At 72.6% G+C, this 23956-nt stretch carries 15 protein-coding genes and 2 pseudogenes; 13 read left to right on the top strand and 4 right to left on the bottom strand.

What is annotated here, in order from left to right:
* Positions 1 to 74: 74 nt before the first annotated feature.
* The 3 genes from ACQPZG_RS13995 (at position 75) to groL (ending at position 2949) form a co-directional block, all read left to right on the top strand.
* On the top strand, positions 75 to 683 hold the full coding sequence (locus tag ACQPZG_RS13995; RefSeq protein ID WP_433546128.1) for a polysaccharide deacetylase family protein: 609 nt from the start codon (positions 75 to 77) through the stop codon (positions 681 to 683).
* Between the two features lie 214 nt (positions 684 to 897).
* Positions 898 to 1206: a co-chaperone GroES gene (gene groES, locus ACQPZG_RS13990; protein WP_185028083.1), complete on the top strand. Its 309-nt coding sequence runs from the start codon at positions 898 to 900 to the stop codon at positions 1204 to 1206.
* Positions 1207 to 1317: 111 nt separating this feature from the next.
* Positions 1318 to 2949: a chaperonin GroEL gene (groL, locus tag ACQPZG_RS13985; RefSeq protein ID WP_433546127.1), complete on the top strand. Its 1632-nt coding sequence runs from the start codon at positions 1318 to 1320 to the stop codon at positions 2947 to 2949.
* A gap of 325 nt (positions 2950 to 3274) precedes the next feature.
* Here the strand turns inward: groL and ACQPZG_RS13980 are convergent, their stop codons facing one another.
* Entirely contained in the window at positions 3275 to 4048 is a 774-nt protein-coding gene (locus ACQPZG_RS13980) for an SDR family NAD(P)-dependent oxidoreductase (RefSeq protein ID WP_433549398.1), read from the bottom strand.
* A 408-nt stretch (positions 4049 to 4456) separates the two neighbouring features.
* Positions 4457 to 4678: pseudogene (locus ACQPZG_RS13975) on the bottom strand (MOSC domain-containing protein); the annotation flags it as partial.
* 302 nt (positions 4679 to 4980) lie between these two features.
* Between ACQPZG_RS13975 and ACQPZG_RS13970 the strand changes: the two are divergent.
* A complete protein-coding gene (locus ACQPZG_RS13970; protein WP_433546126.1) occupies positions 4981 to 5877 on the top strand; it encodes a LysR family transcriptional regulator in 897 nt (298 codons plus the stop codon).
* A 270-nt stretch (positions 5878 to 6147) separates the two neighbouring features.
* Here the strand turns inward: ACQPZG_RS13970 and ACQPZG_RS13965 are convergent.
* Positions 6148 to 6471 (bottom strand): annotated as a pseudogene (locus ACQPZG_RS13965) (WhiB family transcriptional regulator); the annotation flags it as partial.
* Positions 6472 to 6793: 322 nt separating this feature from the next.
* On the opposite strand from ACQPZG_RS13965, the gene ACQPZG_RS13960 reads away from it, so the two are divergent.
* The 4 genes from ACQPZG_RS13960 to ACQPZG_RS13945 all read left to right on the top strand — a co-directional run bounded on the left by ACQPZG_RS13960 (position 6794) and on the right by ACQPZG_RS13945 (position 11133).
* Positions 6794 to 7405, top strand: coding sequence for a response regulator transcription factor (locus tag ACQPZG_RS13960; RefSeq protein WP_003948568.1), 612 nt, complete (start codon positions 6794 to 6796; stop codon positions 7403 to 7405).
* Positions 7406 to 7641: 236 nt separating this feature from the next.
* On the top strand, positions 7642 to 8229 hold the full coding sequence (locus ACQPZG_RS13955) for a sigma-70 family RNA polymerase sigma factor (protein WP_185028094.1): 588 nt from the start codon (positions 7642 to 7644) through the stop codon (positions 8227 to 8229).
* A gap of 171 nt (positions 8230 to 8400) precedes the next feature.
* Entirely contained in the window at positions 8401 to 9903 is a 1503-nt protein-coding gene (gene guaB, locus ACQPZG_RS13950; RefSeq protein ID WP_433546125.1) for an IMP dehydrogenase, read from the top strand.
* A gap of 102 nt (positions 9904 to 10005) precedes the next feature.
* Positions 10006 to 11133, top strand: a complete 1128-nt coding sequence (locus tag ACQPZG_RS13945) for a GuaB3 family IMP dehydrogenase-related protein (RefSeq protein ID WP_433546124.1) — start codon at positions 10006 to 10008, stop codon at positions 11131 to 11133.
* A gap of 129 nt (positions 11134 to 11262) precedes the next feature.
* Here the strand turns inward: ACQPZG_RS13945 and ACQPZG_RS13940 are convergent, their stop codons facing one another.
* Complete coding sequence (locus tag ACQPZG_RS13940; protein ID WP_433546123.1) at positions 11263 to 12525, bottom strand: nucleotide sugar dehydrogenase; 1263 nt, start codon at positions 12523 to 12525, stop codon at positions 11263 to 11265.
* Between the two features lie 316 nt (positions 12526 to 12841).
* Between ACQPZG_RS13940 and ACQPZG_RS13935 the strand changes: the two genes are divergently transcribed.
* From ACQPZG_RS13935 to ACQPZG_RS13915, 5 genes are all read left to right on the top strand, one after another.
* On the top strand, positions 12842 to 14548 hold the full coding sequence (locus tag ACQPZG_RS13935; RefSeq protein WP_433546122.1) for a glycerol-3-phosphate dehydrogenase/oxidase: 1707 nt from the start codon (positions 12842 to 12844) through the stop codon (positions 14546 to 14548).
* 292 nt (positions 14549 to 14840) lie between these two features.
* Positions 14841 to 17144, top strand: coding sequence for a serine/threonine-protein kinase (locus ACQPZG_RS13930; RefSeq protein ID WP_433546121.1), 2304 nt, complete (start codon positions 14841 to 14843; stop codon positions 17142 to 17144).
* 219 nt (positions 17145 to 17363) lie between these two features.
* On the top strand, positions 17364 to 20282 hold the full coding sequence (locus tag ACQPZG_RS13925) for a protein kinase (protein WP_433546120.1): 2919 nt from the start codon (positions 17364 to 17366) through the stop codon (positions 20280 to 20282).
* Positions 20283 to 20484: 202 nt separating this feature from the next.
* The gene (locus ACQPZG_RS13920) at positions 20485 to 22131 is read left to right on the top strand and encodes a serine/threonine-protein kinase (RefSeq protein WP_433549397.1); all 1647 of its coding nucleotides are present in this window, start codon (positions 20485 to 20487) and stop codon (positions 22129 to 22131) included.
* A 201-nt stretch (positions 22132 to 22332) separates the two neighbouring features.
* A complete protein-coding gene (locus tag ACQPZG_RS13915) occupies positions 22333 to 23949 on the top strand; it encodes a succinic semialdehyde dehydrogenase (RefSeq protein ID WP_433546119.1) in 1617 nt (538 codons plus the stop codon).
* The last annotated feature ends 7 nt before the right edge of the window (positions 23950 to 23956 follow it).

The raw sequence follows: 23956 nt of genomic DNA, 5'->3' as shown, positions 1-23956 counted from the left end.
CGCTGAAGGCGTACGCGAAATGGGGACTGGCGGGCCCCCTCGCGCCGGCTCCGGCGAAGCCGGACCGTACGCCGATGCTCGAACCGTCCGGCCCGCCGGTCGTGTTCGACCGGGTGCGGACGAAGGACAAGGTCGTCTTCCTCACCTTCGACGACGGTGCCGAGAAGGACCCGCAATTCGTGAGGATGGTCGGCGAGTTGAAGCTCCCGAGCAGCATGTTCCTCACGGACAGCGTCGCGAGGAGCGACTACGGCCACTTCGAGCAGCTGCGCGACGCGGGCGGCGGCGCCATCCAGAACCACACCACAAGCCACGCCAACCTGCGGACGCTCCCGTACGAGGGTCAGCGCAAGCAGATCTGCGACCAGCAGGACCGCCTCGAAGCCCGCTTCGGCACCCGCCCGGCCCTCTTCCGCCCGCCGTACGGCAACTACAACGCCGACACCGTGCGCGCGGCGGGCAGCTGCGGGGTGAAGGCGCTCGTCCTGTGGCGGGAGTCGATGCAGATCCACAACATGCGGTACGCGGAGGGCGACCGGCTCAAGTCCGGCGACATCGTCCTCGCCCACTTCCGCGGCCCGGACGAGCTCAAGGGCTCGACCATCACCGAGATGACCGCCCGCATGCTGCGCCGCATACAGGACCAGGGCTTCACGGTGGCCCGCCTGGAGGACTACCTGTGAGCCGTCCGTTCGTACCCGCCCGCCACATCCGGCCCGCCTCAATTGGCACTCCGCTTGACCGAGTGCTAACCGCGTCATAGTCTCGGTGCTGGCACTCACCACTGGAGAGTGCCAACACAGCGACGGGCAGGTCCGGCACCCGCGACGACGGATCCACCTGGTCGCCACCCCAGACTGTTAACCCCGTGAGATCTCCGAAGGGGGAGACCGGATCGTGACGACCGCAAGCTCCAAGGTTGCCATCAAGCCGCTTGAGGACCGCATCGTGGTCCAGCCGCTCGACGCAGAGCAGACCACCGCCTCTGGCCTGGTCATTCCGGACACCGCCAAGGAGAAGCCCCAGGAGGGCGTCGTCCTGGCCGTGGGCCCGGGCCGCTTCGAGAACGGCGAGCGCCTGCCGCTCGACGTCTCCGTCGGCGACGTAGTGCTGTACAGCAAGTACGGCGGCACCGAGGTGAAGTACAGCGGCGAGGAGTACCTCGTCCTCTCGGCTCGCGACGTTCTCGCGATCATCGAGAAGTAACTCACTTCTGCATCTGTTGAACCGCGCCCCTGGCCCCCGCTCACACGCCGGGTGGTCAGGGGCGCGGCTCGTTTTGCGCAGTTCGTATTCCGAGAGGACTTGAAAAGCTCCATGGCGAAGATCCTGAAGTTCGACGAGGACGCCCGTCGCGCCCTTGAGCGCGGCGTCAACAAGCTTGCCGACACCGTGAAGGTGACGATCGGCCCGCGCGGCCGCAACGTCGTCATCGACAAGAAGTTCGGCGCCCCGACCATCACCAACGACGGCGTCACCATCGCCCGCGAGGTCGAGCTCGACGACCCGTACGAGAACCTCGGCGCCCAGCTGGTGAAGGAGGTGGCGACCAAGACCAACGACATCGCGGGTGACGGTACGACCACCGCCACCGTGCTGGCCCAGGCGCTCGTCCGCGAGGGTCTGCGCAACGTCGCCGCCGGCGCCTCCCCGGCCGCCCTGAAGAAGGGCATCGACGCCGCCGTCAAGGCCGTGTCCGAGGAGCTCCTCGCGACCGCCCGCCCGATCGACGACAAGTCCGACATCGCCGCCGTGGCCGCGCTCTCCGCGCAGGACCAGCAGGTCGGCGAGCTCATCGCCGAGGCGATGGACAAGGTCGGCAAGGACGGTGTCATCACCGTCGAGGAGTCCAACACCTTCGGCCTGGAGCTCGACTTCACCGAGGGCATGGCCTTCGACAAGGGTTACCTGTCCCCGTACATGGTGACCGACCAGGAGCGTATGGAGGCCGTCCTCGACGACCCGTACATCCTGATCCACCAGGGCAAGATCGGCTCGATCCAGGACCTGCTGCCGCTCCTGGAGAAGGTCATCCAGAACGGTGGCTCGAAGCCGCTGCTGATCATCGCCGAGGACGTCGAGGGCGAGGCGCTCTCCACCCTCGTCGTCAACAAGATCCGCGGCACGTTCAACGCCGTGGCCGTCAAGGCCCCCGGCTTCGGCGACCGCCGCAAGGCGATGCTCGGCGACATGGCCACCCTCACCGGTGCCACCGTCATCGCCGAGGAGGTCGGCCTCAAGCTCGACCAGGCCGGCATGGACGTACTGGGCACCGCCCGCCGCGTCACGATCTCCAAGGACGACACGGTCATCGTCGACGGCGGCGGCAACGCCGAGGACGTCAAGGGCCGCGTCAACCAGATCAAGGCCGAGATCGAGTCCACGGACTCCGACTGGGACCGCGAGAAGCTGCAGGAGCGCCTGGCGAAGCTCGCCGGCGGCGTCTGCGTCATCAAGGTCGGCGCCGCGACCGAGGTCGAGCTCAAGGAGAAGAAGCACCGTCTGGAGGACGCCATCTCCGCGACCCGCGCCGCGGTCGAGGAGGGCATCGTCTCCGGTGGTGGCTCCGCGCTCGTCCACGCCGTGAAGGTCCTGGACGGCAACCTCGGCAAGACCGGCGACGAGGCCACGGGTGTCGCGGTCGTCCGCCGCGCCGCCGTCGAGCCGCTGCGCTGGATCGCCGAGAACGCCGGCCTTGAGGGCTACGTCATCACCTCGAAGGTCTCCGAGCTCGACAAGGGCCAGGGCTTCAACGCCGCCACCGGCGAGTACGGCGACCTGGTCAAGGCCGGCGTCATCGACCCGGTCAAGGTCACCCGCTCCGCGCTGGAGAACGCCGCGTCCATCGCCTCGCTGCTGCTCACGACCGAGACCCTGGTCGTCGAGAAGCCGGCCGAGGACGAGGGCGACGCCGGTCACGGCCACGGTGGCCACGGCCACTCGCACTGAGTCCGGGACCGGCAGTACGACCGGTCCGGCCGCACCACGCCGAAGCCCGGCTCACCGTCCTCGCGACGGTGAGCCGGGCTTCGGCGCGTCCTGGCACGCCGCGGGTGGCGGCAGCGGCCACGACACAGGGCCTGCCGCGCAGGACGGGAGCGGTAGGACAAAGCCCCCGTCCCGCCCGCTGAGGAGGACCGGACACGGCCACGCCGTGCCACGGGCGACACGACGCGACCCAGCGCGGCACGGCACAGCGCGGCGCGACACAGCACAGCGCGGCATGACACAGCACGACACGACGTGGCGCGGCGCAGCACCCGTACGTCTGGGCCTACTGCGGGCCGTACTTCCGCCCCGTCTTCGACGTGATCCCGCCCAGCAGTCCGCGGGGGGCCACCTTCACCACACCCATCAGCGCCTTGTAGCGCGGGTCGGGGATCGACAGCGTCTTGCCCCGGGCGAGGTCCTTGAGCGCCTCCGCCACCAGCTTGTCGGCGTCCAGCCACATCCACGACGGGATGTTGTCCGTGCCCATCCCGGCGCGTTCGTGGAACTCCGTCCGTACGAAACCCGGGCACAGCGCCATCAGCCGCACTCCGCTCCCGCTGAGGTCCTTCGCCGCGCCCTGGGTGAACTGCACCACCCACGCCTTGCTCGCCCCGTACGTCCCGCGCGGCACGAAGGCGGCCACCGAGGCGACGTTGACGACCCCGCCGCGCCGCCGCTCCTTCATGCCGCGCAGGGCCGCCGACGTCAGCCGCAGCACGGCCTCGCAGTGCACCTTGAGCATGGTGAGCTCGTCGGCCATCGGGACTTCGAGGAACTCGCCCTTGTTGCCGAATCCGGCGTTGTTGACCAGCAGGTCCACCGGGTGCGTGAGGTCCGCGAGCCGTTCCTCGACGGCCGCGATGCCCTCGTCCGTGGACAGGTCGGCGGCCAGGACCTCCGCCTCCACGCCGTGCTTGTCGTGCAGCTCCGTCGCCTGTTCCCGGAGGCGCTCGGTGTTCCGGGCCACCAGCACCAGGTGGTGCCCGTCGGCGGCCAGGCGCCGTGCGAAGGCGGAGCCGATGCCTGCGGTCGCTCCGGTGATCAGTGCAGTCGTCATGCGGACCACGGTAGTGCCCCGGGTGATCGCCGAACGCCCCGATCCCCAACCGGTGCGCCATCCGCCCCAGTTGCCCGCCCGTGCCACGCTGCCGTGCTTCTCCAGGTGAGCGAGTGCCTTCTCCCGGGTGTACGGGGAGAGTACGTCCCCGGCCTCCAGGAGCCGTGGCAGCGGGTCGCGTTGCAGGGTGTACGCCCGGAAGTGCGTCGCCACCGTCACCTCGTGCGCGGGCCGGTGCAGCACCGTGATGGCGTCCCGGGCCCCGTACCGAGTCCGGCCCCACCACCTTGAGGTACGCACCCGGGATCGCCGCCGCCGTGAAGCGCTGCACCCACTGCTACTCGTCCAACGCGCCCGCAGCTTCTCGTCCAGCGCGCCCGCGAACGTGTGGCACGGGACGCGCGAGGCGGTCACCTCCAGGACCAGGACCAGGGCCAGGGCCAGGACCAGGTCCGGGCCGACCCGCCACCGCTCGCCGGGCAGCGCCCCGTTCACGTCCGGGCCCAGGGTGGTGAAGTTCGCACTGAACTCCCCTTTGCGCAGCGGGCGTTCCAGCTCGGCCTCCAGGTGGTCCGGCGGCGATCGGTCATCGTGCCGGAAGGAACCGGCCTGGTACCTCCTCGTGGGCATACGCGTACACGGACTGCCGGGTGCCGCCGTGATGCCGCAGGTCGCACACGTCGTCGCCGACGAGCCCGCTGCCGCCGGTGCCCGGGGGCCCGGATCGCGCCCCTCCACCGGCCCTTCCGCGGGCCGCGTGCCCATGCCCATGCCCAGCCCGTCAGCCTTCCGGCCGGCCGCTGCGGGCGCTGGCCGTTGCCCGCCCCCGATGGACACTCAGCAGCTTCATGACGCTGCACGCCAGCCGAGGCGCCCCAAAGCCTCGACCGACAATTCACCCCCGGACCCAAGCCCGTCTTATACTCGGCCCCATGATCGAAGCCCGCCACCTCCGCGTCCTGCGCGCAGTCGCCGCCACCGGGTCCTTCTCCGCCGCCGCCCGCGAGCTGGGCTGCACCCAGCCGGCCGTCAGCCAGCAGATGAAGGCCCTGGAGCAGTCGGCGGGCACCACCCTGCTCATCCGCACCGGCCGCGAGATGCGCCTCACCCAAGCGGGCGAGGCCCTGGTCAGGCATGCGGCGGGCATCCTCGCCGGGCTCACCGCGGCCGAGGAGGAGGTCGCCGCGATCGCGGGCCTGCGGGCGGGCCGGGTCCGGCTCGTCTCCTTCCCCTCCGGCAGTTCCACCCTGGTCCCCACCGCGCTCGCCGCTCTGCGCGCCGCCCACCCCGGCACCCGCGTCTCCCTCGTCGACGCCGAACCGCCGCGCTCGGTGGAGATGCTCCGCGAGGGCGACTGCGACGTGGCCCTCGCCTTCCGCTACGGGCCGGGCGGTGCCACCGAGGACTGGACCGACCTGGTCGTACGCCCCCTCCTCACCGACCGGCTGGTCGGCCTCGTCCCCGAGGGGCACCGGCTCGACGGGGCAGGCACCGTCGGCATCGGCGAACTGGCCGAGGAGCCCTGGATCGCGGGCTGCCCGCGCTGCCGCCGGCAGCTCGTGGAGGTCTGCGAGAGCGCGGGCTTCGCTCCCCGCATCGACTTCGCCACCGACGACTACCCGGCGGTTATGGGCCTGGTCGGTGCGGGCCTCGGCGTCGCCGTCCTGCCGGAACTGGCGCTGGAGTCGGTCCTGCACAAGGCGGTGCGCACCGTCGCGGTGGAACCGGCCGTGCAGCGCGAGATCGTCGCGCTCACCCTGCCCGACCTGGCGCAGGTGCCCGCGGTGGCGGCCACGCTCGACCAGCTGGCACGCGCCGCGACCCGCTGACCATCCGGCGTCCGGCCCGGCCGGGCACCGCTTTCCGGGCCGTAGGGCCCCGGCCGGTCCGCCGAGCAGGTGTCCGGCGTCCCCGCCGCTCCGGCCTGCCGCCATCCGGGTGGTTGACCGACGGGTGGGGCGAAGGCGGAGGAGAAACGTTCCTTCAGGGCGTGGCCGACAGGCCGTTCTCCGCGGGTGCGGCTATTTCAGCAGGGTGACGCGCCGGGCGTGCTGTGCGCCGCCGCCCGCCACCGGGTCCTGCTTCTTCGCGGTCGCCGCCCCCGCCGCCGTGCCGCCGACCGCTCCTCCGGCCGGGACCAGCCGGTGTCTGGCGCGGCCCATCAGCTCTTCGCGCTCGTCCTCGGTGAGGCCGCCCCACACCCCGTAGGGCTCGCGGACCTGGAGCGCGTGCGCCGCGCACTGCGCGCGCACCGGGCACCGCATGCAGACCTCCTTCGCCGAGTTCTCACGTGCGCTTCGCGCGGCCCCGCGCTCGCCCTCCGGGTGGAAGAACAGCGAGCTGTCGACCCCGCGGCAGGCCGCGAGGAGCTGCCAGTCCCACAGGTCGGCGTTGGGTCCGGGAAGGCGGGAGAAATCTGCCATTGGTTGTCCCCTTGCGTCTGTGCTGAGGCGGAAACTCTGTGCGAGACGGTACATCTACCATCTGAGTAGATGAAAATATGACTCATTGGAAATCTAGCCACAGACACCAGCAAAAGGGAAGAAAAGCGACTAAATGGTGCAGTGGGGGCACGAGAGGCCGGATCACGGGCCGTAACTCTTTCGAGTGACCGTCGTTGAGTTGGCTGAGGCGGTTGAAGGAAAAGGCGATCGGGCAGGTGTCCGAGAGCGTCAACCGCACAGGTGACGACTTGTATTCAGCCTGGAGGCCCAAGGTGACGCGCAAGAGCTGCGGAGGACGGTCATGACATCCGTCCTCGTCTGCGACGACTCCCCGCTTGCCCGAGAAGCGCTCCGTCGCGCGGTCGCGACCGTGCCCGGTGTCGAGCGCGTGACGACTGCGGCCAACGGCGAGGAAGTCCTCCGCCGCTGGGGCGCCGACCGTTCGGACCTGATTCTGATGGACGTACGGATGCCCGGTCTCGGCGGCGTCGAGACGGTCCGGCGTCTGCTGTCCGCCGACCCCGGCGCCCGGATCATCATGCTGACGGTCGCGGAGGACCTCGACGGGGTCGCGCTCGCGGTCGCCGCCGGAGCCCGCGGCTATCTGCACAAGGACGCGTCCCGCGCCGAGCTGCGCGCGACCGTCACGCAGGCGCTCGCCGACCCGACGTGGCGGCTCGCCCCGCGTCGGCTGCGGTCCGCCGAGATGGGCGCCGCGCCCACCCTCACCGCCCGCGAGATCCAGGTGCTGGAGGGAATGAGCCATGGCCGCTCCAACGCCGAGATCGGCCGCGAGCTGTTCCTCTCCGAGGACACCGTGAAGACGCACGCCAGGAGGCTCTTCAAGAAGCTGGGCGCCTCGGACCGTGCGCACGCGGTGGCGCTCGGGTTCCGCTGGGGCCTGGTCCGCTGACCGGACAGGTGAGTGTGGTCCCCCGCCCGCCCTCGCGCGGGCGGGGAGCAGGACGCCCGATCCCGGTTCGGCGGCCGATGCCGCATCCTTGAGGGATGGGGTTCCTCGGGAACGGATCGGTCGAGCGGAAGGGGAGGGCGCGGGAGATGAGTCCTGGCGTACCTGCTCATAACGCTTCAGTGCACAACTACGGGCGCGGCGGCGCGGATGCCGGAACGTCAAGGCACCATGGACCGATGCGCGACGACGAGGCGGTGGCGGCCCAGGGGGCCATCGGTGCCCTGGTGCACCACGCCGTCGAGGGCGACGAGCAGGCCACCCACGACCTGCTCGCCCACGTCCACCCGCTCGCCCTGCGCTATTGCAGGTCCCGGCTGTCCCGGCTGCCCGGTGATGCTCGTCACTTCGTGGAGGACCTGGCGCAGGAGGTCTGCGTCGCGGTGCTGATGGCGCTGCCGCGCTACAAGGACACCGGACGGCCCTTCGAGGCCTTCGTCTTCGCCATCGCCGCGCACAAGGTCGCCGACCTCCAGCGGGCGGCCATGCGCCACCCGGGGTCGACCGCGGTGCCCTCCGACGAGATGCCGGAGCGGCCCGACGACTCGCTCGGCCCCGAGGAGCGGGCGCTGCTCAGCAGCGACGCCGCCTGGGCCAAGAAGCTGCTCGCCAACCTTCCCGAGCACCAGCGCGAACTGCTGGTGCTGCGGGTCGCCGTCGGGCTGACCGCGGAGGAGACGGGACAGAAGCTCGGAATGTCCCCGGGCGCGGTGCGGGTGGCGCAGCACAGGGCACTGAGCAGACTCCGCGCCCTCGCGGGGCAGTAACCCGCAGCCCGGCCCGCTCCCGCCCGTACCGCGCACCGCCTACCGCATCGGCGTACCCGCGTGCGGGAGAAACGTACAAACTCGGCCGCTTGTCATGATCGTGGAATTCGACACCTCGGGTTCCCGTTAGCATGGACATCCGCGCCGGGCAAGACCATTTGGGAAGGTGTCATGACTGCGAACGTCGATGGAGTGCCGGAGAAATTCGCGACGCTCGGGCTGACCTACGACGATGTGCTGCTGCTGCCGGGCGCCTCCGAAGTGCTGCCCAACGCGGTGGACACCTCGTCCCTCATCTCGCGGAACGTTCGTGTGAACATCCCGCTGCTGTCCGCGGCGATGGACAAGGTGACCGAGTCCCGCATGGCCATCGCGATGGCCCGGCAGGGCGGCGTCGGCGTGCTGCACCGCAACCTGTCCGTCGAGGACCAGGTCAACCAGGTCGACCTCGTGAAGCGCTCCGAGTCCGGCATGGTCACCGACCCGATCACGGTCGGCCCCGACACCACGCTCGGCGAGGCCGACGCGCTGTGCGCCAAGTTCCGCATCAGCGGCGTCCCGGTCACCGACCCGGCGGGCAAGCTGCTCGGCATCGTCACCAACCGCGACATGGCCTTCGAGTCGGACCGTTCGCGCCGGGTGCGTGAGGTCATGACGCCGATGCCGCTGGTCACCGGCAAGGTCGGCACCTCCGGCGTGGACGCCATGGAGCTGCTGCGCCGCCACAAGATCGAGAAGCTTCCGCTGGTCGACGACGCGGGCGTACTCAAGGGCCTCATCACGGTCAAGGACTTCAAGAAGGCCGAGCAGTACCCCAACGCCGCCAAGGACGCCGAGGGACGGCTGCTGGTCGGTGCGGCCGTGGGTGCGAGCCCCGAGGCGCTGGAGCGCGCCCAGGCGCTGGCCGGGGCGGGCGTGGACTTCCTGATCGTCGACACCTCGCACGGGCACAACAGCAACGCCCTCTCCTGGATGGCCAAGATCAAGTCGGCCGTGAACGTGGACGTCATCGGCGGCAACGTCGCGACCCGCGACGGCGCCCAGGCCCTGATCGACGCCGGTGTGGACGGCGTCAAGGTCGGCGTCGGCCCGGGTTCGATCTGCACCACGCGCGTGGTCGCCGGCATCGGCGTCCCGCAGGTCACCGCGATCTACGAGGCCGCGCTCGCGGCCCGTGCGGCGGGCGTCCCGGTCATCGGCGACGGCGGCCTCCAGTACTCCGGCGACATCGGCAAGGCCCTCGCGGCGGGCGCGGACAGCGTGATGCTGGGCTCCCTGCTCGCGGGCTGCGAGGAGTCGCCGGGCGAGCTGATGTTCATCAACGGCAAGCAGTTCAAGTCGTACCGCGGAATGGGCTCGCTGGGCGCGATGCAGTCCCGCGGTCAGGGCCGCTCGTACTCGAAGGACCGCTACTTCCAGGCCGAGGTGTCCTCCGACGACAAGCTCGTCCCCGAGGGCATCGAGGGCCAGGTGCCCTACCGCGGCCCGCTCGCCAACGTGCTGCACCAGCTCGTCGGCGGACTGCGCCAGACGATGGGCTACGTGGGCGCCGCCTCGGTGGACCAGATGGAGAGCAAGGGACGCTTCGTCCGGATCACGTCGGCGGGGCTCAAGGAGAGCCACCCGCACGACATCCAGATGACGGTCGAGGCGCCGAACTACAGCCGCAAGTAGCACCCGCGTCCTGGAAGGGGCGGTTCCGGATTCCCGGGGCCGTCCCTTTCGGGCGTGTCGGGGATACTGGAACGGCAGACCAAGAGGGAAAGGCCACACAACGTGACTGAGATCGAGATCGGGCGCGGCAAGCGCGGCCGCAGGGCGTACGCGTTCGACGACATCGCCATCGTGCCGAGCCGGCGTACGCGGGACCCGAAGGAGGTCTCGATCGCCTGGCAGATCGACGCCTACCGCTTCGAGCTGCCGTTCCTGGCCGCCCCCATGGACTCGGTCGTCTCCCCGGAGACCGCCATCCGCATCGGGCAGCTCGGCGGACTGGGCGTCCTGAACCTCGAAGGGCTGTGGACGCGGTACGAGAACCCCGAGCCGCTGCTGGACGAGATCCGCGAGCTGAACGACGAGGGCGCGGCCACCCGCCGCCTCCAGGAGATCTACGCCGAGCCGATCAAGGCGGAGCTGATCGGGCAGCGCATCAAGGAGGTGCGCGACTCGGGCGTGGTCACCGCCGCCGCGCTCTCCCCGCAGCGCACGGCCGAGTTCTCCAAGGCCGTCGTGGACGCGGGTGTCGACCTCTTCGTGATCCGCGGGACGACCGTGTCGGCCGAGCACGTCTCCGGCGCCGCCGAGCCGCTGAACCTGAAGCAGTTCATCTACGAGCTGGACGTCCCGGTGATCGTCGGCGGCTGCGCCACGTACACCGCGGCGCTGCACCTGATGCGCACCGGTGCCGCCGGTGTGCTGGTGGGCTTCGGCGGCGGTGCCGCGCACACCACCCGCAACGTGCTGGGCATCCAGGTGCCGATGGCGACCGCGGTGGCCGACGTCGCCGCCGCCCGCCGCGACTACATGGACGAGTCCGGCGGCCGGTACGTGCACGTCATCGCCGACGGCGGCGTCGGCTGGTCCGGCGACATCCCGAAGGCCGTCGCCTGCGGTGCCGACGCCGTGATGATGGGCTCCCCGCTGGCCCGCGCCACGGACGCGCCCGGCCGGGGTCACCACTGGGGCATGGAGGCCGTCCACGAGGACGTGCCGCGCGGCAGGCGCATGAACCTGGGCGTCGTCGGTACCACCGAGGAGATCCTCACCGGCCCGGCGCACGTCCCGGACGGTTCGATGAACCTCTTCGGTGCGCTCCGCCGCTCGATGGCGACGACGGGCTACAGCGAGCTCAAGGAGTTCCAGCGCGTCGAGGTGACGGTGGCGGACTCGCAGCACCGCCGCTGACCCGCTCCCGCGTACGGCCGGCTGCTCGCGCCGTGCGGCCGAGCGCTTGCGCACGCACACCCGTGGCCCGGCACCTCTTCGCGGAGGTGGCGGGCCACCGGTGTCTGTCCGGTGCGCGGCCCCCGCGCCTCACAGCCGGTGGGCCGCGCCCGCCGGGCTCGCGCCCCGGGTGTCCAGGAGGAGCTGGGCCTTCACGGCGAGGCCCTGGAGGTCGTACGTGCGGTGGTGCTGGAGCAGGATCGTCAGGTCGGCCGCGGCCGCCGCCTCGTAGAGGGAGTCGGCGCGCGGGACCGGGACGTCGCGCACGCGCCAGTGCGGGACGTGGGGGTCGTGGTAGGTGAGGTGGGCGCCCATGTCCCGCAGCCGGGTGGCGATCTCGGGGGCGGGGGAGCCCTCCTGGTCGGCGAGGTCGGGCTTGTAGGTGACGCCGAGGAGCAGGACGCGGGCGCCGCGGGCGGACTTGCCGTGTTCGTTGAGGAGGGTGGCGCAGCGCTGGATCACGTACTGCGGCATCCGTCCGTTGATCTCCTGGGCGAGGCCGACCATGCGCAGCGGGTGGCCGGGGGTGCGGCTGCTGTACGAGAGGTAGTTGGGGTCCAGGGGGACGCTGTGGCCGCCGACGCCGGGTCCGGGGCGGAAGGCATGGAAGCCGTACGGCTTGGTCTCCGCGCAGCGGATGACGTCCCACAGGTCGACGCCGAGGTCGTGGCAGAGGACTGCCATCTCGTTGGCGAGAGCGATGTTGACGTGCCGGTAGTTGCTCTCCAGGACGCCGACGGTCTCGGACTCGCGGGGGCCGCGGGCGCGGACGACCTTGTCGGTGAGGCGGCCGTAGAAGGCGGCGGCGGACTCGGTGCAGGCGGGGGTGAGGCCGCCGATCACCTTGGGGGTGTGCGCGTAGTCGTGGGTGCGGTTGCCGGGGTCCAGGCGGCTGGGGGAGTGCGCGAGGTGGAAGTCGCGGCCCGCGCGCAGGCCGGAGCCCTGCTCCAGGAGGGGGCGCAGGAACTCCTCGGTCGCGCCCGGGTAGGCGGCGGACTCCAGCAGCACGGTGGTGTGCGGGCGCAGCCGGGCGGCGAGGGTGCGGGCGGCGGCCTCGACGGCGGACAGGTCCAGGGTGCGGTCCGGGCCGAGGCGGGTCGGTGCGCAGATCACGGCGGTGCGGACCCGGCCCAGTTCGGCGGGATCGGTCGTCGGGCGGAAGCCCCTGGCCAGCATGCGGCGGATCTCCGCGGCCGAGAGCGAGCCGTCCACGGGTGAGCGTCCGGCGGCCAGCTCGGCGACGGGGCGCGGGTCGGTGTCGTACCCGATGGTGGCGATGCCGGCGGCGACGGCGGCCTGGGCGAGGGGGAGGCCGAGGTGTCCGAGTCCGATGACGGCGAGGTCTGCGGGCATGGCGTGAGCCGTCCTTCCCTTGGGTCCCCGGGCCCGCGACGACGCCTCCTTAACCGGGGGCGGGGCGGCGCGCAAGCCCTGTGGACAGTTCGAGCCGAGGAAATGTCAGACTAGGCGTAAATATGACCGTTATGGGGGATTTCGGGGCATCGTGTAGGAGGTCGGGCGGTCCGTCCGTCCCCGGTTGTCCACAGGCGGTGGCTGAAGAACCCGCCTGCGGCGAGAATCGGGTCAGTGGCCCCGGTCACATCCGTTCGCGAGGACCGCACCGGACGCACCGACCGCACCACACCAACCGCACCAACGGGAGGCAGCAGTGAGGACAGCGACACTGGGACCGGCCGAGCGCGCCCAGGCGCTCGCCGCGATGGCCGAGCGGGAACTGGACGTGCTGGTGGTGGGCGCGGGCGTGGTCGGTGCGGGGACGGCGCTGGACGCCGTGACCCGGGGCCTGTCCACCGGACTCGTCGAGGCCCGCGACTGGGCCTCCGGCACCTCCAGCAGGTCCAGCAAGCTGATCCACGGCGGGCTGCGCTATCTGGAGATGCTCGACTTCGCCCTGGTGCGGGAGGCGCTGAAGGAGCGCGGGCTGCTGCTGGAACGGCTGGCTCCGCACCTGGTGAAGCCGGTGCCGTTCCTCTACCCGCTCCAGCACAAGGGCTGGGAGCGGTGGTACGCGGGCTCCGGCGTGGCGCTGTACGACGCGATGTCGGTGTCCTCCGGGCACGGACGCGGGCTGCCGATGCACCGGCACCTGACGCGCCGGCACGCGCTGCGGGTGGCCCCGGCGTTGAAGAAGGACGCGCTGACGGGCGCGCTCCAGTACTACGACGCGCAGATGGACGACGCCCGCTTCGTGGCGACGCTGGTCCGCACGGCCGCCGCGTACGGGGCACAGGTCGCCAACCGGGCCCGGGTCGTCGGCTTCCTCCGGGAGGGCGAGCGGGTCGTCGGCGTGCGGGTCGAGGACGTCGCGACCCGGGGGGAGTACGAGATCCGGGCCAAGCAGGTGGTGAACGCGACCGGGGTGTGGACGGACGACACCCAGGCCCTCATCGGGGAGCGCGGCCAGTTCCACGTGCGCGCGTCCAAGGGAATCCACCTGGTGGTCCCCAAGGACCGGATCCACTCGTCCACCGGACTGATCCTGCGCACCGAGAAGTCGGTCCTCTTCGTCATCCCGTGGGGAAGGCACTGGATCGTCGGCACGACGGACACCGACTGGGACCTGGACAAGGCCCACCCGGCGGCCTCCAGCGCGGACATCGACTACCTGCTGGAGCACGTGAACTCGGTGCTGGCCGTGCCGCTGACCCGGGACGACGTGCAGGGGGTGTACGCGGGCCTGCGGCCGTTGCTGGCAGGGGAGTCCGACGCCACCAGCAAGCTGTCCCGCGAGCACACGGTGGCGCACCCGGTGCCTGGACTGGTGGTCGTGGCGGGCGGCAAGTACACGACGTACCGGGTGATGGCGAAGGACGCGGTGGACGAGGCCGTGCACGCGCTGGACGTGCGGGTCGCGGAGTGCGTCACGGAGGACGTGCCGCTGCTCGGCGCCGAGGGGTACCGGGCGCTGTGGAACGCGCGGGCCAGGATCGCGGCGCGGACCGGACTGCACGTCGTGCGCGTCGAGCACCTGCTGAACCGGTACGGGGCCCTGGCCGAGGAGGTGCTGGACCTGATCGCGGAGGACCCGGGGCTCGGGAATCCGCTGACCGGAGCCGAGGACTACCTGCGCGCGGAGATCGTCTACGCGGCCTCGCACGAAGGGGCCCGGCACCTGGACGACGTGCTGACCCGGCGTACCCGCATCTCGATCGAGACCTTCGACCGGGGCACGCGAAGCGCCCTGGAGTGCGCGGAGTTGATGGCGCCCGTCCTGGGCTGGGACAAGGGACAGGTCGAACGGGAGGTCGAGCACTACGAGAAGCGGGTCGAGGCGGAGCGGGAGTCGCAGCGCCAGCCGGACGACCTGACGGCGGACGCGGCGCGGCTGGGAGCACCGGACATCGCACCGTTGTAGGAGGGCCGTTACGGGGAAACCGGAAAGGAGGGCCACCGCGGAGCGCACGCCGCGGCGGCGCCGCCACAGGGGCGGAGCCGGAAGCGGACGGGACACGAGTGGGGGTGGGAAGGAAAGGGGCGCGGCGTGAGGGTGCGTTGCGCCCCGGGGGTGTCGGCGGTCTGCGCGTGAGGGACAATGGGGGCTCTGCCAGGGCGGGTTGCCGCATCGCCGGAGAAGCTGCCGAGTGGGTCTGCGACGCGTTCGTACGGCCGGGGCACGGGGCGAAGATCAGGGATCGCAGAGGGGACGCATGTCGGACGAGCCGGAGCAGTCGCGGAAGAGCACGCAGGACGCCGTGTCCGACAAGAAGGAAGCCGCGGACAAGGCTGCGGCGTCCGTGGACGAGGGAGCCGCGTCCCAGGACGAGCGCGCCGCCTCCGTGGACAAGGGTGCCGAGCCCCAGGACAAGCGTGCCGCGCCCCGGGACGAACCTGCCGGGTCCCCGGGCAAGGGCGCCGGATCCCGGGGCGCCGCCGCGGGCGCGGTCGGGAAACCGGCGGGCAACGCGGTGTCCGGCCGCAAGGCCGCCTCCGACGAGAAGGCCGCCGCCGCGGCCGGGGACACCCCGGCCAAGGAAGCCGCGGCGAGGGACTTCGCCGCACGGAAGGCCGAGGCCAAGGCGGCCGAAGCGGCCAAGGACGCGGCCTCCGACACCTCGAAGGAGGTCCAGGGGCGACTGCTGGCAGGCCGCTACCGGCTCGGTGACGTCCTCGGCCGGGGCGGCATGGGCACCGTCTGGCGGGCCGTCGACGAGACCCTCGGCCGTACGGTCGCGGTCAAGGAACTGCGTTTCCCGACCGCCATCGACGAGGACGAGAAGCGCCGCCTGATCACCCGTACCCTGCGCGAGGCCAAGGCGATCGCCCGGATCCGCAACCACGGGGCGGTGACCGTCTTCGACGTGGTCGACGAGGACGACCGGCCGTGGATCGTCATGGAACTCATCGAGGGCAAGTCGCTCGCCGAAGCGGTCCGCGAGGACGGGCTGCTGACGCCGCGTCGGGCCGCCGAGGTCGGCCTGGCGATCCTCGACGTGCTGCGCGCCGCGCACCGCCAGGGCATCCTGCACCGCGACGTGAAGCCGTCCAACGTGCTGATCGCCGAGGACGGCCGGGTCGTGCTGACCGACTTCGGCATCGCCCAGGTCGAGGGCGACCCGTCGATCACCTCCACCGGCATGCTCGTCGGCGCCCCCTCGTACATCTCGCCGGAGCGTGCGCGCGGCCACAAGCCGGGCCCCGCCGCCGACCTGTGGTCGCTGGGCGGTCTGATCTACGCCTCGGTGGAGGGGGTCCCGCCGTACGACAAGGGGTCGGCCATCGCGACGCTGACCGCGGTGATGACCGAGCCGGTGGACCCGCCGAAGAACGCGGGCCCGCTGGAGGAGGTCATCTACGGCCTGCTCGCCAAGGATCCGGCGCAGCGGCTCGACGACAAGGGGGCGCGGGCGCTCCTCAACGACGTGCTGAGCCAGCTGGACGACGCGGAGGCGGCCGGCGACGAACTGGCCAGGTCCGACGCCACGAAGGTGGTTCCGCTGCCCCCGGTGCCCGTCGAGCCGGTGGCCGCCCCGACGCCCGCGGCGCCCCGCCCGGCCAGGCCCGCGCGCACCCCCAAGGCGAAGAAGGCCGCGGCACCCGCGGCCGCCGCCACCGCTCCGGTGGCCTCCGCGGTCGCCGGCGCGTCCGCCGCGGGAGCCGCCACCGCCGCGATGCAGTCGTCCGGCGCGGGCTCCGGCTCCGGCGGGGGCACGTCGCCCGGGACGGTCGGCGGGATGTCGCCCGCCGCGCGCAAGCGTGCGCTGCTGGTGGTCGCGGTGGTGGCGGTGATCGCCGTCCTCGGCACGGTGCTCGCGCTCACGCTGGCCAAGGACGACGCGAAGGGCAGGGGCGAGGAGGGCAAGAACGGCGCGGCCACGTCCGGCGGCGCGGCCACCGGCGGAGGCGACAAGAGCACGGACAAGGGCACCGAACCCGACAAGGGCACCGCACCGGACAAGGACAAGAACGACGCGACGGGCGGCGGGAGCGGCGACGCGACGGGCGGAACCAAGCCCTCCGGCGACCCGAGCACCCAGAAGCCCGAGGGTGACGCGGTTCCGGCGGGCTTCCAGACCGTCACGGACTCGCAGTTCCGCTTCACCATGGCGATGCCCGAGGGGTTCAAGAGGACGGGCGTGGCGGGGCGCAGCTCCGGCGGGATATACAGCAAGGACGGCGGATTCCCGCGCGTGCAGGTCGACTTCAACGCCAGCCCGAAGGACGACGCGAAGGCGGCGTGGGCGGCCGCGGTCGCCGTCGTCAGGGGCAGCAGCCAGAAGTACGACCACATCGGCATCCGCCCCGTCGACTACAACGGCTACCCCACCACCGCCGACTGGGAGTTCGAACGCGTCCAGCAGGGCAAGCTGATTCACGTGCTGAACCGCGGCTTCAAGGTGGACGGCAAGCGCGGCTACGCGATCATGGTGAGCTGTCCGGCGGACGCCTGGCAGGGCGAGGAGTGCACCAAGCTGCGCGAGACGGCGTTCGCCACGTTCAGGCCGACGTCCTGACGGCTGCTCCGCGATTGCCCCACGGATGTCCGGGCAGGATGCGTTGACACTGCCTCGCGACGGGGTATTGCCACGTATCGTGAGACCCCGTGGACCGTACGCAGCCGCAACAAGCCGGTAAACGAACGGAATTGACGGTTTGCGGCGGTTCTCATGTCCGGGGAACGCGGTCGCGGAAGACCGGGACCAGCAGGGAACAGCGCGCTTTGGGGAGGCGTCGTGGACGACTACGCGGGTAGGGTGCTCGCCGGCCGCTACCGCCTGCCGTTGCCGCCTTCCGACGAGTACGACCTCGTGGAGACCCGGGCCTTCGACGGAGCGAGCGGCCAGGAGGTCCTGGTACGGCAGGTGCCGCTGCCCGAGGTGGTGGAGGCGGAGTTCGTCGACGCCGACGGCGGTCCCGTGCACCGGCGGCCGGCCCCCGGCCGGGGACCCCGCAGGTCCGGCGACCCGGCGGTGCGGCGGGCGATCGAAGCGGCGCAGGCCGCGGCCCAGATCCCCGACCACCCCCGGCTCGACCAGGTCTTCGACGTCTTCGAGGAGGACGGCTCCCTCTGGATAGTGAGCGAGCTGGTGGCCGCGCGCCCGCTGGCGGCGCTGCTCGCGGAGGCTCCGCTCAGCCCGTACCGGGCGGCCGAGGTCGCCTCCGACGTGCTCACCGCGCTGCGGGTGCTGCACGCGCACGGCTGGACCCACCGGAACATCACCGTCCGTACCGTCCTGGTCTGCGACGACGGCCGCATCGTCCTGACGGGACTGGCGGCGGGCGCGGCCGAGGAGGCCCTGTGCGGGTACGCCCCGATCCCCGGGGCGGGCGGAGGCGCCCTGCCGGGCAGCGGCGCCGCAGGCGATGCCCTCGCGCCGGGCGGTGCCACGGCCGGCTGGGGCGAGGCGTCGGTTCCGGTGCCGCGCGGCCACGTGGCGCAGGGGGACGAGGGCCTCGGAGACACGGGAGGCGCGCACGGTTCGGCGCTGCCCGCGCTCCCCACGGACTTCATGGGCCGCACCGCGCCCGCATCCGACGCGGAGCGGACCCGGCCGCACGGGGACCGCGCCCTGCCCCCCGCGCCCGCGGAGTCCGATCCGCGAGCGGCACGGGCCGGAGCGATAGCCGCCTACCGGGCCGGTGCGCGGGCGGCGGCCAGGGCCACCGAGGACCAGCGCCGCCAGGCCGTCGAACCGTCCCGCGGCCCGTACCTCCAGGACCCGGACAGCGGGCCGGGCGGCGGCACGGGTGCGGCAGCGGTGTCCCCGTACGGCGCCGCGGCCGCCGGGACCGGGCCGGTCGCCCCGTACGGCGATTCGCCGGTCCGCACGGCGGCCGGCGAGCCGTACGGACGGCGGCCGGGCGGGGCGGTGTCCCCCTACGGGAGCGCCGCACCCGCAGGCGGCCCGCGCGCCGAGGACGCCGCGCGCGGTACGGACGCGGAACGCGGCGCACCCGCCGAACGCGACGCCGAGGCCGGGCGCCGGGCGCATCCGGGCCGCGGCCCGGCCGGTGAGCGCGGCAAGGACGTCGAACGGGTCGGCGGCCAGGAGCCGGCCGGCAGCTGGCACGGCGCGCTGCCCCGGTCCGCGGGCGGTGCGGGCGGCGAGGCACTGCGCGCGGACGACCTGCGGCACAGCCACCCCGGGCCCGGCCGGCCGGGCGGCCGGGGTGCCGAGCCGCCCCGCCACCCCCACGCGTCGCAGGGGTCCTCCGGCGGACAGCTCGCCGTCCCCGCCGGGTCCGCCAAGCCGCCGTCCTCCGGCGGCCGGTGGGACGACGTCATCGCCGGGCTGCCGTACCGCGGTCCCAGCACGCCGCTCGCCGCGGAACGCTCCCGGCAAACCCGTATCGCGGTCGTCGGCGCGGTCACCGAGCGGTGGGCGCCCGAGCAGGCGGGACCGGTGTACGAGAACTGGCAGCTGGCCCCGCCGATCGGTCCGGCCACCGACCTGTGGGCGCTGGGCGCGCTGCTGTTCCGAGTCGTCCAGGGACACGCGCCCTACCCGGAGGACAACGCCGCCGAACTCGTGCAGATGGTGTGCGCCGAGCCGCCCGCCTTCGCGGAGGAGTGCGGTCCGCTGCGGCCGGTCGTGGAGTCGCTGCTGCGTCAGGACCCGACCGAGCGGCCCGACTTCGAGGAACTGCGGGGCTGGCTGCGGTCGCTCGTACGGTCGGCTCCCGAGCCGGACGCGGGCACCAAGGTCGTACCGCTGCCGTCGTCGCCGGACGCCGCGCGGCTGCCGATCGTACGGCGCAGGGGTGAGCTCGTCCGCAAGCGGCGGGGCGGCTCGCCGCACGGACGGCACCGGAACAAACAGGACAGGGGCCGGACGAAGGCGGCCAAGGGCGCCGGGCCGCCGCGCGCGCCGCGCGTGCAGCGGGAGCCGCGGATCGGTGGTCGGCAGCCGCGCTCGCTGGGCACGTGGCTGCTGGTGCTCGTCATGGCGGGGCTGGCGGCGGCCGTGGCGTTCGCCGTGCTGTTCCTGCCGAAGGGCGGGGAGGCAGCGCAGGACGGGCGCGACACGGGCAGCGGTCAGCCCGCGTCGTCCGGCCGGCCGCAGGAGCCCGCTCCCGGCCCCACCGACGACGCCCCCGCCGACCCGCCGCCCGCCGACGACAAGAACGGCGACGCCTCCCCGCCCGCCGGTGAGCGGACCGACGAGCCGCCCGCCCAGCCGACCCCGGCCTCCGACCTGCCCCCCGGATACGTCCTGCGCAAGGACCCGGACGGCTTCCAGGTCGCCGTGTCCAAGAACTGGCAGCGGACGCAGATGAACGAGGACCGCCAGGTCCGCTACCAGGGCAACGACATCGAGCTGGTCGTCGTTCCCGGCCGTGACACCGTCAAGGACAAGGGCGGCGACCCGATGGCCTACCAGCTCAGGGTCGAGCGGGAGTTGCAGCCGCTGCGCGACTCCACCTGGGCCACCTCCGGCGGACTCAAGCGGATCGGGATCGGACAGCAGGCGCTCGCCGAAGGCCAGTTCACCTGGACGGACAGCAGCGGCCGGGACGTCTTCGTGCGGAACCGGGCGATGATCATCGCGGGGAAGTACCACATCGTCCAGGTCATCGGCCCCGACTCCGCGCGCGACGAGGTGACCGAGGTGTTCGACGCCGCGGTGCGGTACTACCGGCCGACGACGTAGCGGCGGCCGGGAGCGGCGGACGCGCCGGACCCCGTGCCCGGAACGGGTCCGCCCGGTCACGGTGCGGTCTCGTGAGCGGACCTCTGTTCCCCCGCCGCAAGCCCGATCCGTAACCTGGGTTCCCTGAGACACGGGGGCGGTGGGCGGGAACGTGGCGAACGGCAGCGGCGGGGAAACGGGCAGCGGCACGACGGCGGGTCGACTGCTCGCGGGGCGCTACCGCCTGGGCGACGTCCTCGGCAGCGGCGGGATGGGACGCGTCTGGCGCGCCCAGGACGAGGTGCTGCACCGCACCGTCGCCATCAAGGAGTTGCGGGCCGGTCTGTACGCGGCCGAGGCCGACCGTGCACTGCTGCACGCGCGTACGCAGAAGGAGGCGCGCGCCGCGGCCCGGATCAACCACCCCGGCGTCGTCACCGTCCACGACGTGCTCGACCACGACGACCGGCCGTGGATCGTCATGGAGTACGTCGACGGCCCCTCCCTCGCGGACGCGCTCAAGGAGACCGGGCCCTGCGATGCCCGCGAGGCCGCCCGGATCGGCCTGCACGTCCTCGGAGCGCTGCGCGCCGCGCACGCGGTCGGCGTGCTGCACCGGGACGTCAAGCCCGGCAACGTCATGCTGGCCAGGGACGGCCGGGTGCTGCTCACCGACTTCGGCATCGCCGCCATCGAAGGCGACTCCACCATCACCCGTACCGGTGAACTCGTCGGCTCCCTCGACTACCTGGCGCCGGAACGGATCCGCGGGGAGGACCCCGGGCCCGCCTCGGACCTGTGGGCGCTGGGCGCGACCCTGTACACGGCGGTCGAGGAACGCTCGCCGTTCCGCCGTACGTCGCCCATCGGCACGCTCCAGGCGGTCGTCTCGGAGGAGCCCGCGCCGTCGTTCCGGGCGGGCGCGCTGGAACCGGTCGTCGTCGCGCTCCTGCGCAAGGAGGCGCGGGAGCGTCCCACGGCGGCCGAGACCGAGCGGATGCTGCGGGAGGCGCGGGAGGGGCGGACGCCGAGGCAGGCGCAGGCGCACGTGCCGACCCGGCGAGTGACCGAGGACGAACTGCGGGCCGTCGTGCCCGCGCAGCCCACGACGCCGCTGCCGGTGCCTGCGGCAGGGCCCGCCCCGGTGCCCCCGGGGGCCTACGGTGCGCCGACCGGGCCCGTGCGGACACGGGGCACAGCGCGCGGCAGGGTCGCGCTGACCGTGCTGGTGGCGGCGGTGCTCGGCGGCGGGGCGGTCTTCGGGGTGCTGCGGTTCCTGGACGCCGACGACGCGGGCCGGGGCGCGCAGGCGGCAGCCGGACCGACGCAGGCGCCGCAGCAGGACGGCGGCAGGGCGAAGGACGACAACGCCGGGCAGGACGAGGACGACGGGCAGGATCCGGGCGCGGACCGGACCCTCCCGGCCGGCTGGCGCTGGGAGCAGGGGGACGGCTTCCGGCTGCCGGTCCCCCAGGGGTGGCGGCGCGAGCAGTCCAAGGAGAACCAGTACGACTACTCGCCGGACGGCGGCAGGCACCGCATCCGCGTCAACGTCGACCCGTCACCGGACTTCGACACCCCGTACCGGCACCTGGTGGACGTGGAGAAGGGGCTGTCGAAGCGGCTGCCCGACTTCGAACGGCTGCAACTGACGGAGGACGTCTACCGGGACCGCCCGAGCGGACTCCTGGAGTTCACGTACACGGAGAAGACGGACCACCCGGGCAGACGGTACGCGCTGGACCGGATGCACTTCGGGGACGGTGGCGCCCCGGAGTACGCGATCTACGTGACGGGTCCCGCGGAGTCCCGGGCGGAGACGCGCGCCCGGTTCCGCCAGGTGCTCCGCGGCTGGAGCACGGACGGCTGACCGCCGCCGCGCCCGGCGTCCCGCGCGCGCTGCCCCGGACCTCGCCGTACCCCCGAAGATCCTCGATCTCCCGCACTCCGTCGGGGAAGCGCCGCTGATCAGGGCTTATGTGCCAGTGTCTGCTGGCGCAGTCGTGCGAGGCGGCGAAAAGCCGTTACCGACGGGTACCAAAAGTGCCCGCCGGGCCATACGCTCGCGTCCATGACGGACTCGCAGGCCCTCACGGCACCCCTCGGCACCAACCCCGTCGCTCCCGCGCCCTCCGGCGCGCGCACGGCGGCCGACGTGATCACCCCCGAAGTCGTCGCCCAGCTGACCCGGGGGGTGGTCGGCTCCGGACGGGCCGCCCACCACGGCCCGTTCACCGGCGAGAAGCTGTCCGACCTGCCCGAGTCCACGCCCGAGGACGTCGCCGTCGCCTTCGCGCGGGCCCGCGCGGCCCAGCCCGCGTGGGCGGCCGTGCCCGTCCGGCAGCGGGCCGCGGTCCTGCTGCGCTTCCACGACCTGGTGCTCCAGCGGCAGGCCGAGATACTCGACCTGATCCAGCTGGAGACCGGCAAGGCCCGGCTGCACGCGCACGAGGAGGTCCAGGCCGTCGCGATGGCCGCCCGGCACTACGGCCGTCGGGCCCCCGCGTACCTGCGGGCCAAGCGCCACACCGGGGCGGTGCCGACCCTGACCAAGGTCACCGAGCAGCGCCAGCCGCGCGGTGTCGTCGGCCAGATCGCACCGTGGAACTATCCGTTCGAACTGTCCGTGGGCGACTGCCTGCCCGCCCTCGTCGCGGGCAACGGCCTCGTCATGAAGCCGGACACCGAGACCGCGCTGTCCGCCCTGTGGGGCCGGGACCTGCTGGTCGAGGCGGGCCTGCCGCCCGAGGTCTTCCAGGTCGTCCTCGGCGAGGGCCCGGTCGTCGGCCCCGAGGTCGTCCGGCACGCCGACTACGTCTCCTTCACCGGGTCCACCCGCACCGGCCGGGAGATCGCGCGGAGCGCGGGCGCCCGACTGGTCGGCGTCTCCCTGGAACTCGGCGGCAAGAACGCCATGCTCGTCCTTGAGGACGCCGACGTGGAGAAGGCCGCCGCCGGAGCCGTCCGCGCCTGCTTCGCCTCCGCCGGGCAGCTCTGCATCTCCATCGAGCGGCTGTACGTCCACGAGTCGGTCGCCGACGACTTCGTGCAGCGCTTCGTCGCCCGCACGAAGGCGATGCGCCTGGGCGCCGCCCTGGCGTACGGCGCCGACCTGGGTTCCCTGGCCGGACCGCGCCAGCTGGAGACGGTGACCCGGCACGTCGAGGAAGCCGTCAACAAGGGCGCCACCGTCCTCGCCGGAGGCACCGCGCGCCCCGACGTGGGCCCCTACTTCTACGAGCCGACCGTCCTCGAAGGCGTCGAGGCCCCGATGGCGGTGTGCGCCGAGGAGACCTTCGGCCCGGTCGTCTCGATCTACCGGTTCCGTGACGAGGACGAGGTGATCGCGGAGGCCAACGCCACTCCGTACGGCCTCAATTCGAGCGTCTGGACCAGGAGCGGCAGGCGAGGCCACGCCGTCGCCGCCCGCCTGCGCACCGGCACCGTCAACATCAACGAGGGCTACGCCCCCGCGTACGCCAGCGTCCGGGCCCCGATGGGCGGAATGAAGGAGTCCGGACTGAGCCGGCGGCACGGCGCGGAGGGCATCCTCAAGTACACCGAGGCGCAGACCGTCGCGCAGCAGCGACTGGTGCCGCTCGCGCCGTCCTTCGGCATGGACGACGAGAAGTACGCGGCGTTCATGACCACCAGCCTCAAGGTGATGAAGGCACTGCGCCTGCACTGACGGCCCG

It is taken from the genome of Streptomyces sp. CA-294286 (genome assembly GCF_050947155.1).
In the GTDB taxonomy this organism is placed as follows: Bacteria; Actinomycetota; Actinomycetes; order Streptomycetales; family Streptomycetaceae; genus Streptomyces.
The sequence above is the reverse complement of the archived record's forward strand: the minus strand, read 5'-3'. Positions and strand labels throughout refer to the sequence as shown.

Coding starts and splice junctions, on each gene's coding strand:
- ACQPZG_RS13995 (WP_433546128.1), top strand. CDS start 75: ATGCTCGAACCGTCCGGCCCGCCGGTCGTGTTCGACCGGGTGCGGACG.
- groL (WP_433546127.1), top strand. CDS start 1,318: ATGGCGAAGATCCTGAAGTTCGACGAGGACGCCCGTCGCGCCCTTGAG.
- ACQPZG_RS13980 (WP_433549398.1), bottom strand. CDS start 4,048: ATGACGACTGCACTGATCACCGGAGCGACCGCAGGCATCGGCTCCGCC.
- ACQPZG_RS13970 (WP_433546126.1), top strand. CDS start 4,981: ATGATCGAAGCCCGCCACCTCCGCGTCCTGCGCGCAGTCGCCGCCACC.
- ACQPZG_RS13960 (WP_003948568.1), top strand. CDS start 6,794: ATGACATCCGTCCTCGTCTGCGACGACTCCCCGCTTGCCCGAGAAGCG.
- ACQPZG_RS13955 (WP_185028094.1), top strand. CDS start 7,642: ATGCGCGACGACGAGGCGGTGGCGGCCCAGGGGGCCATCGGTGCCCTG.
- guaB (WP_433546125.1), top strand. CDS start 8,401: ATGACTGCGAACGTCGATGGAGTGCCGGAGAAATTCGCGACGCTCGGG.
- ACQPZG_RS13940 (WP_433546123.1), bottom strand. CDS start 12,525: ATGCCCGCAGACCTCGCCGTCATCGGACTCGGACACCTCGGCCTCCCC.
- ACQPZG_RS13930 (WP_433546121.1), top strand. CDS start 14,841: ATGTCGGACGAGCCGGAGCAGTCGCGGAAGAGCACGCAGGACGCCGTG.
- ACQPZG_RS13915 (WP_433546119.1), top strand. CDS start 22,333: ATGACGGACTCGCAGGCCCTCACGGCACCCCTCGGCACCAACCCCGTC.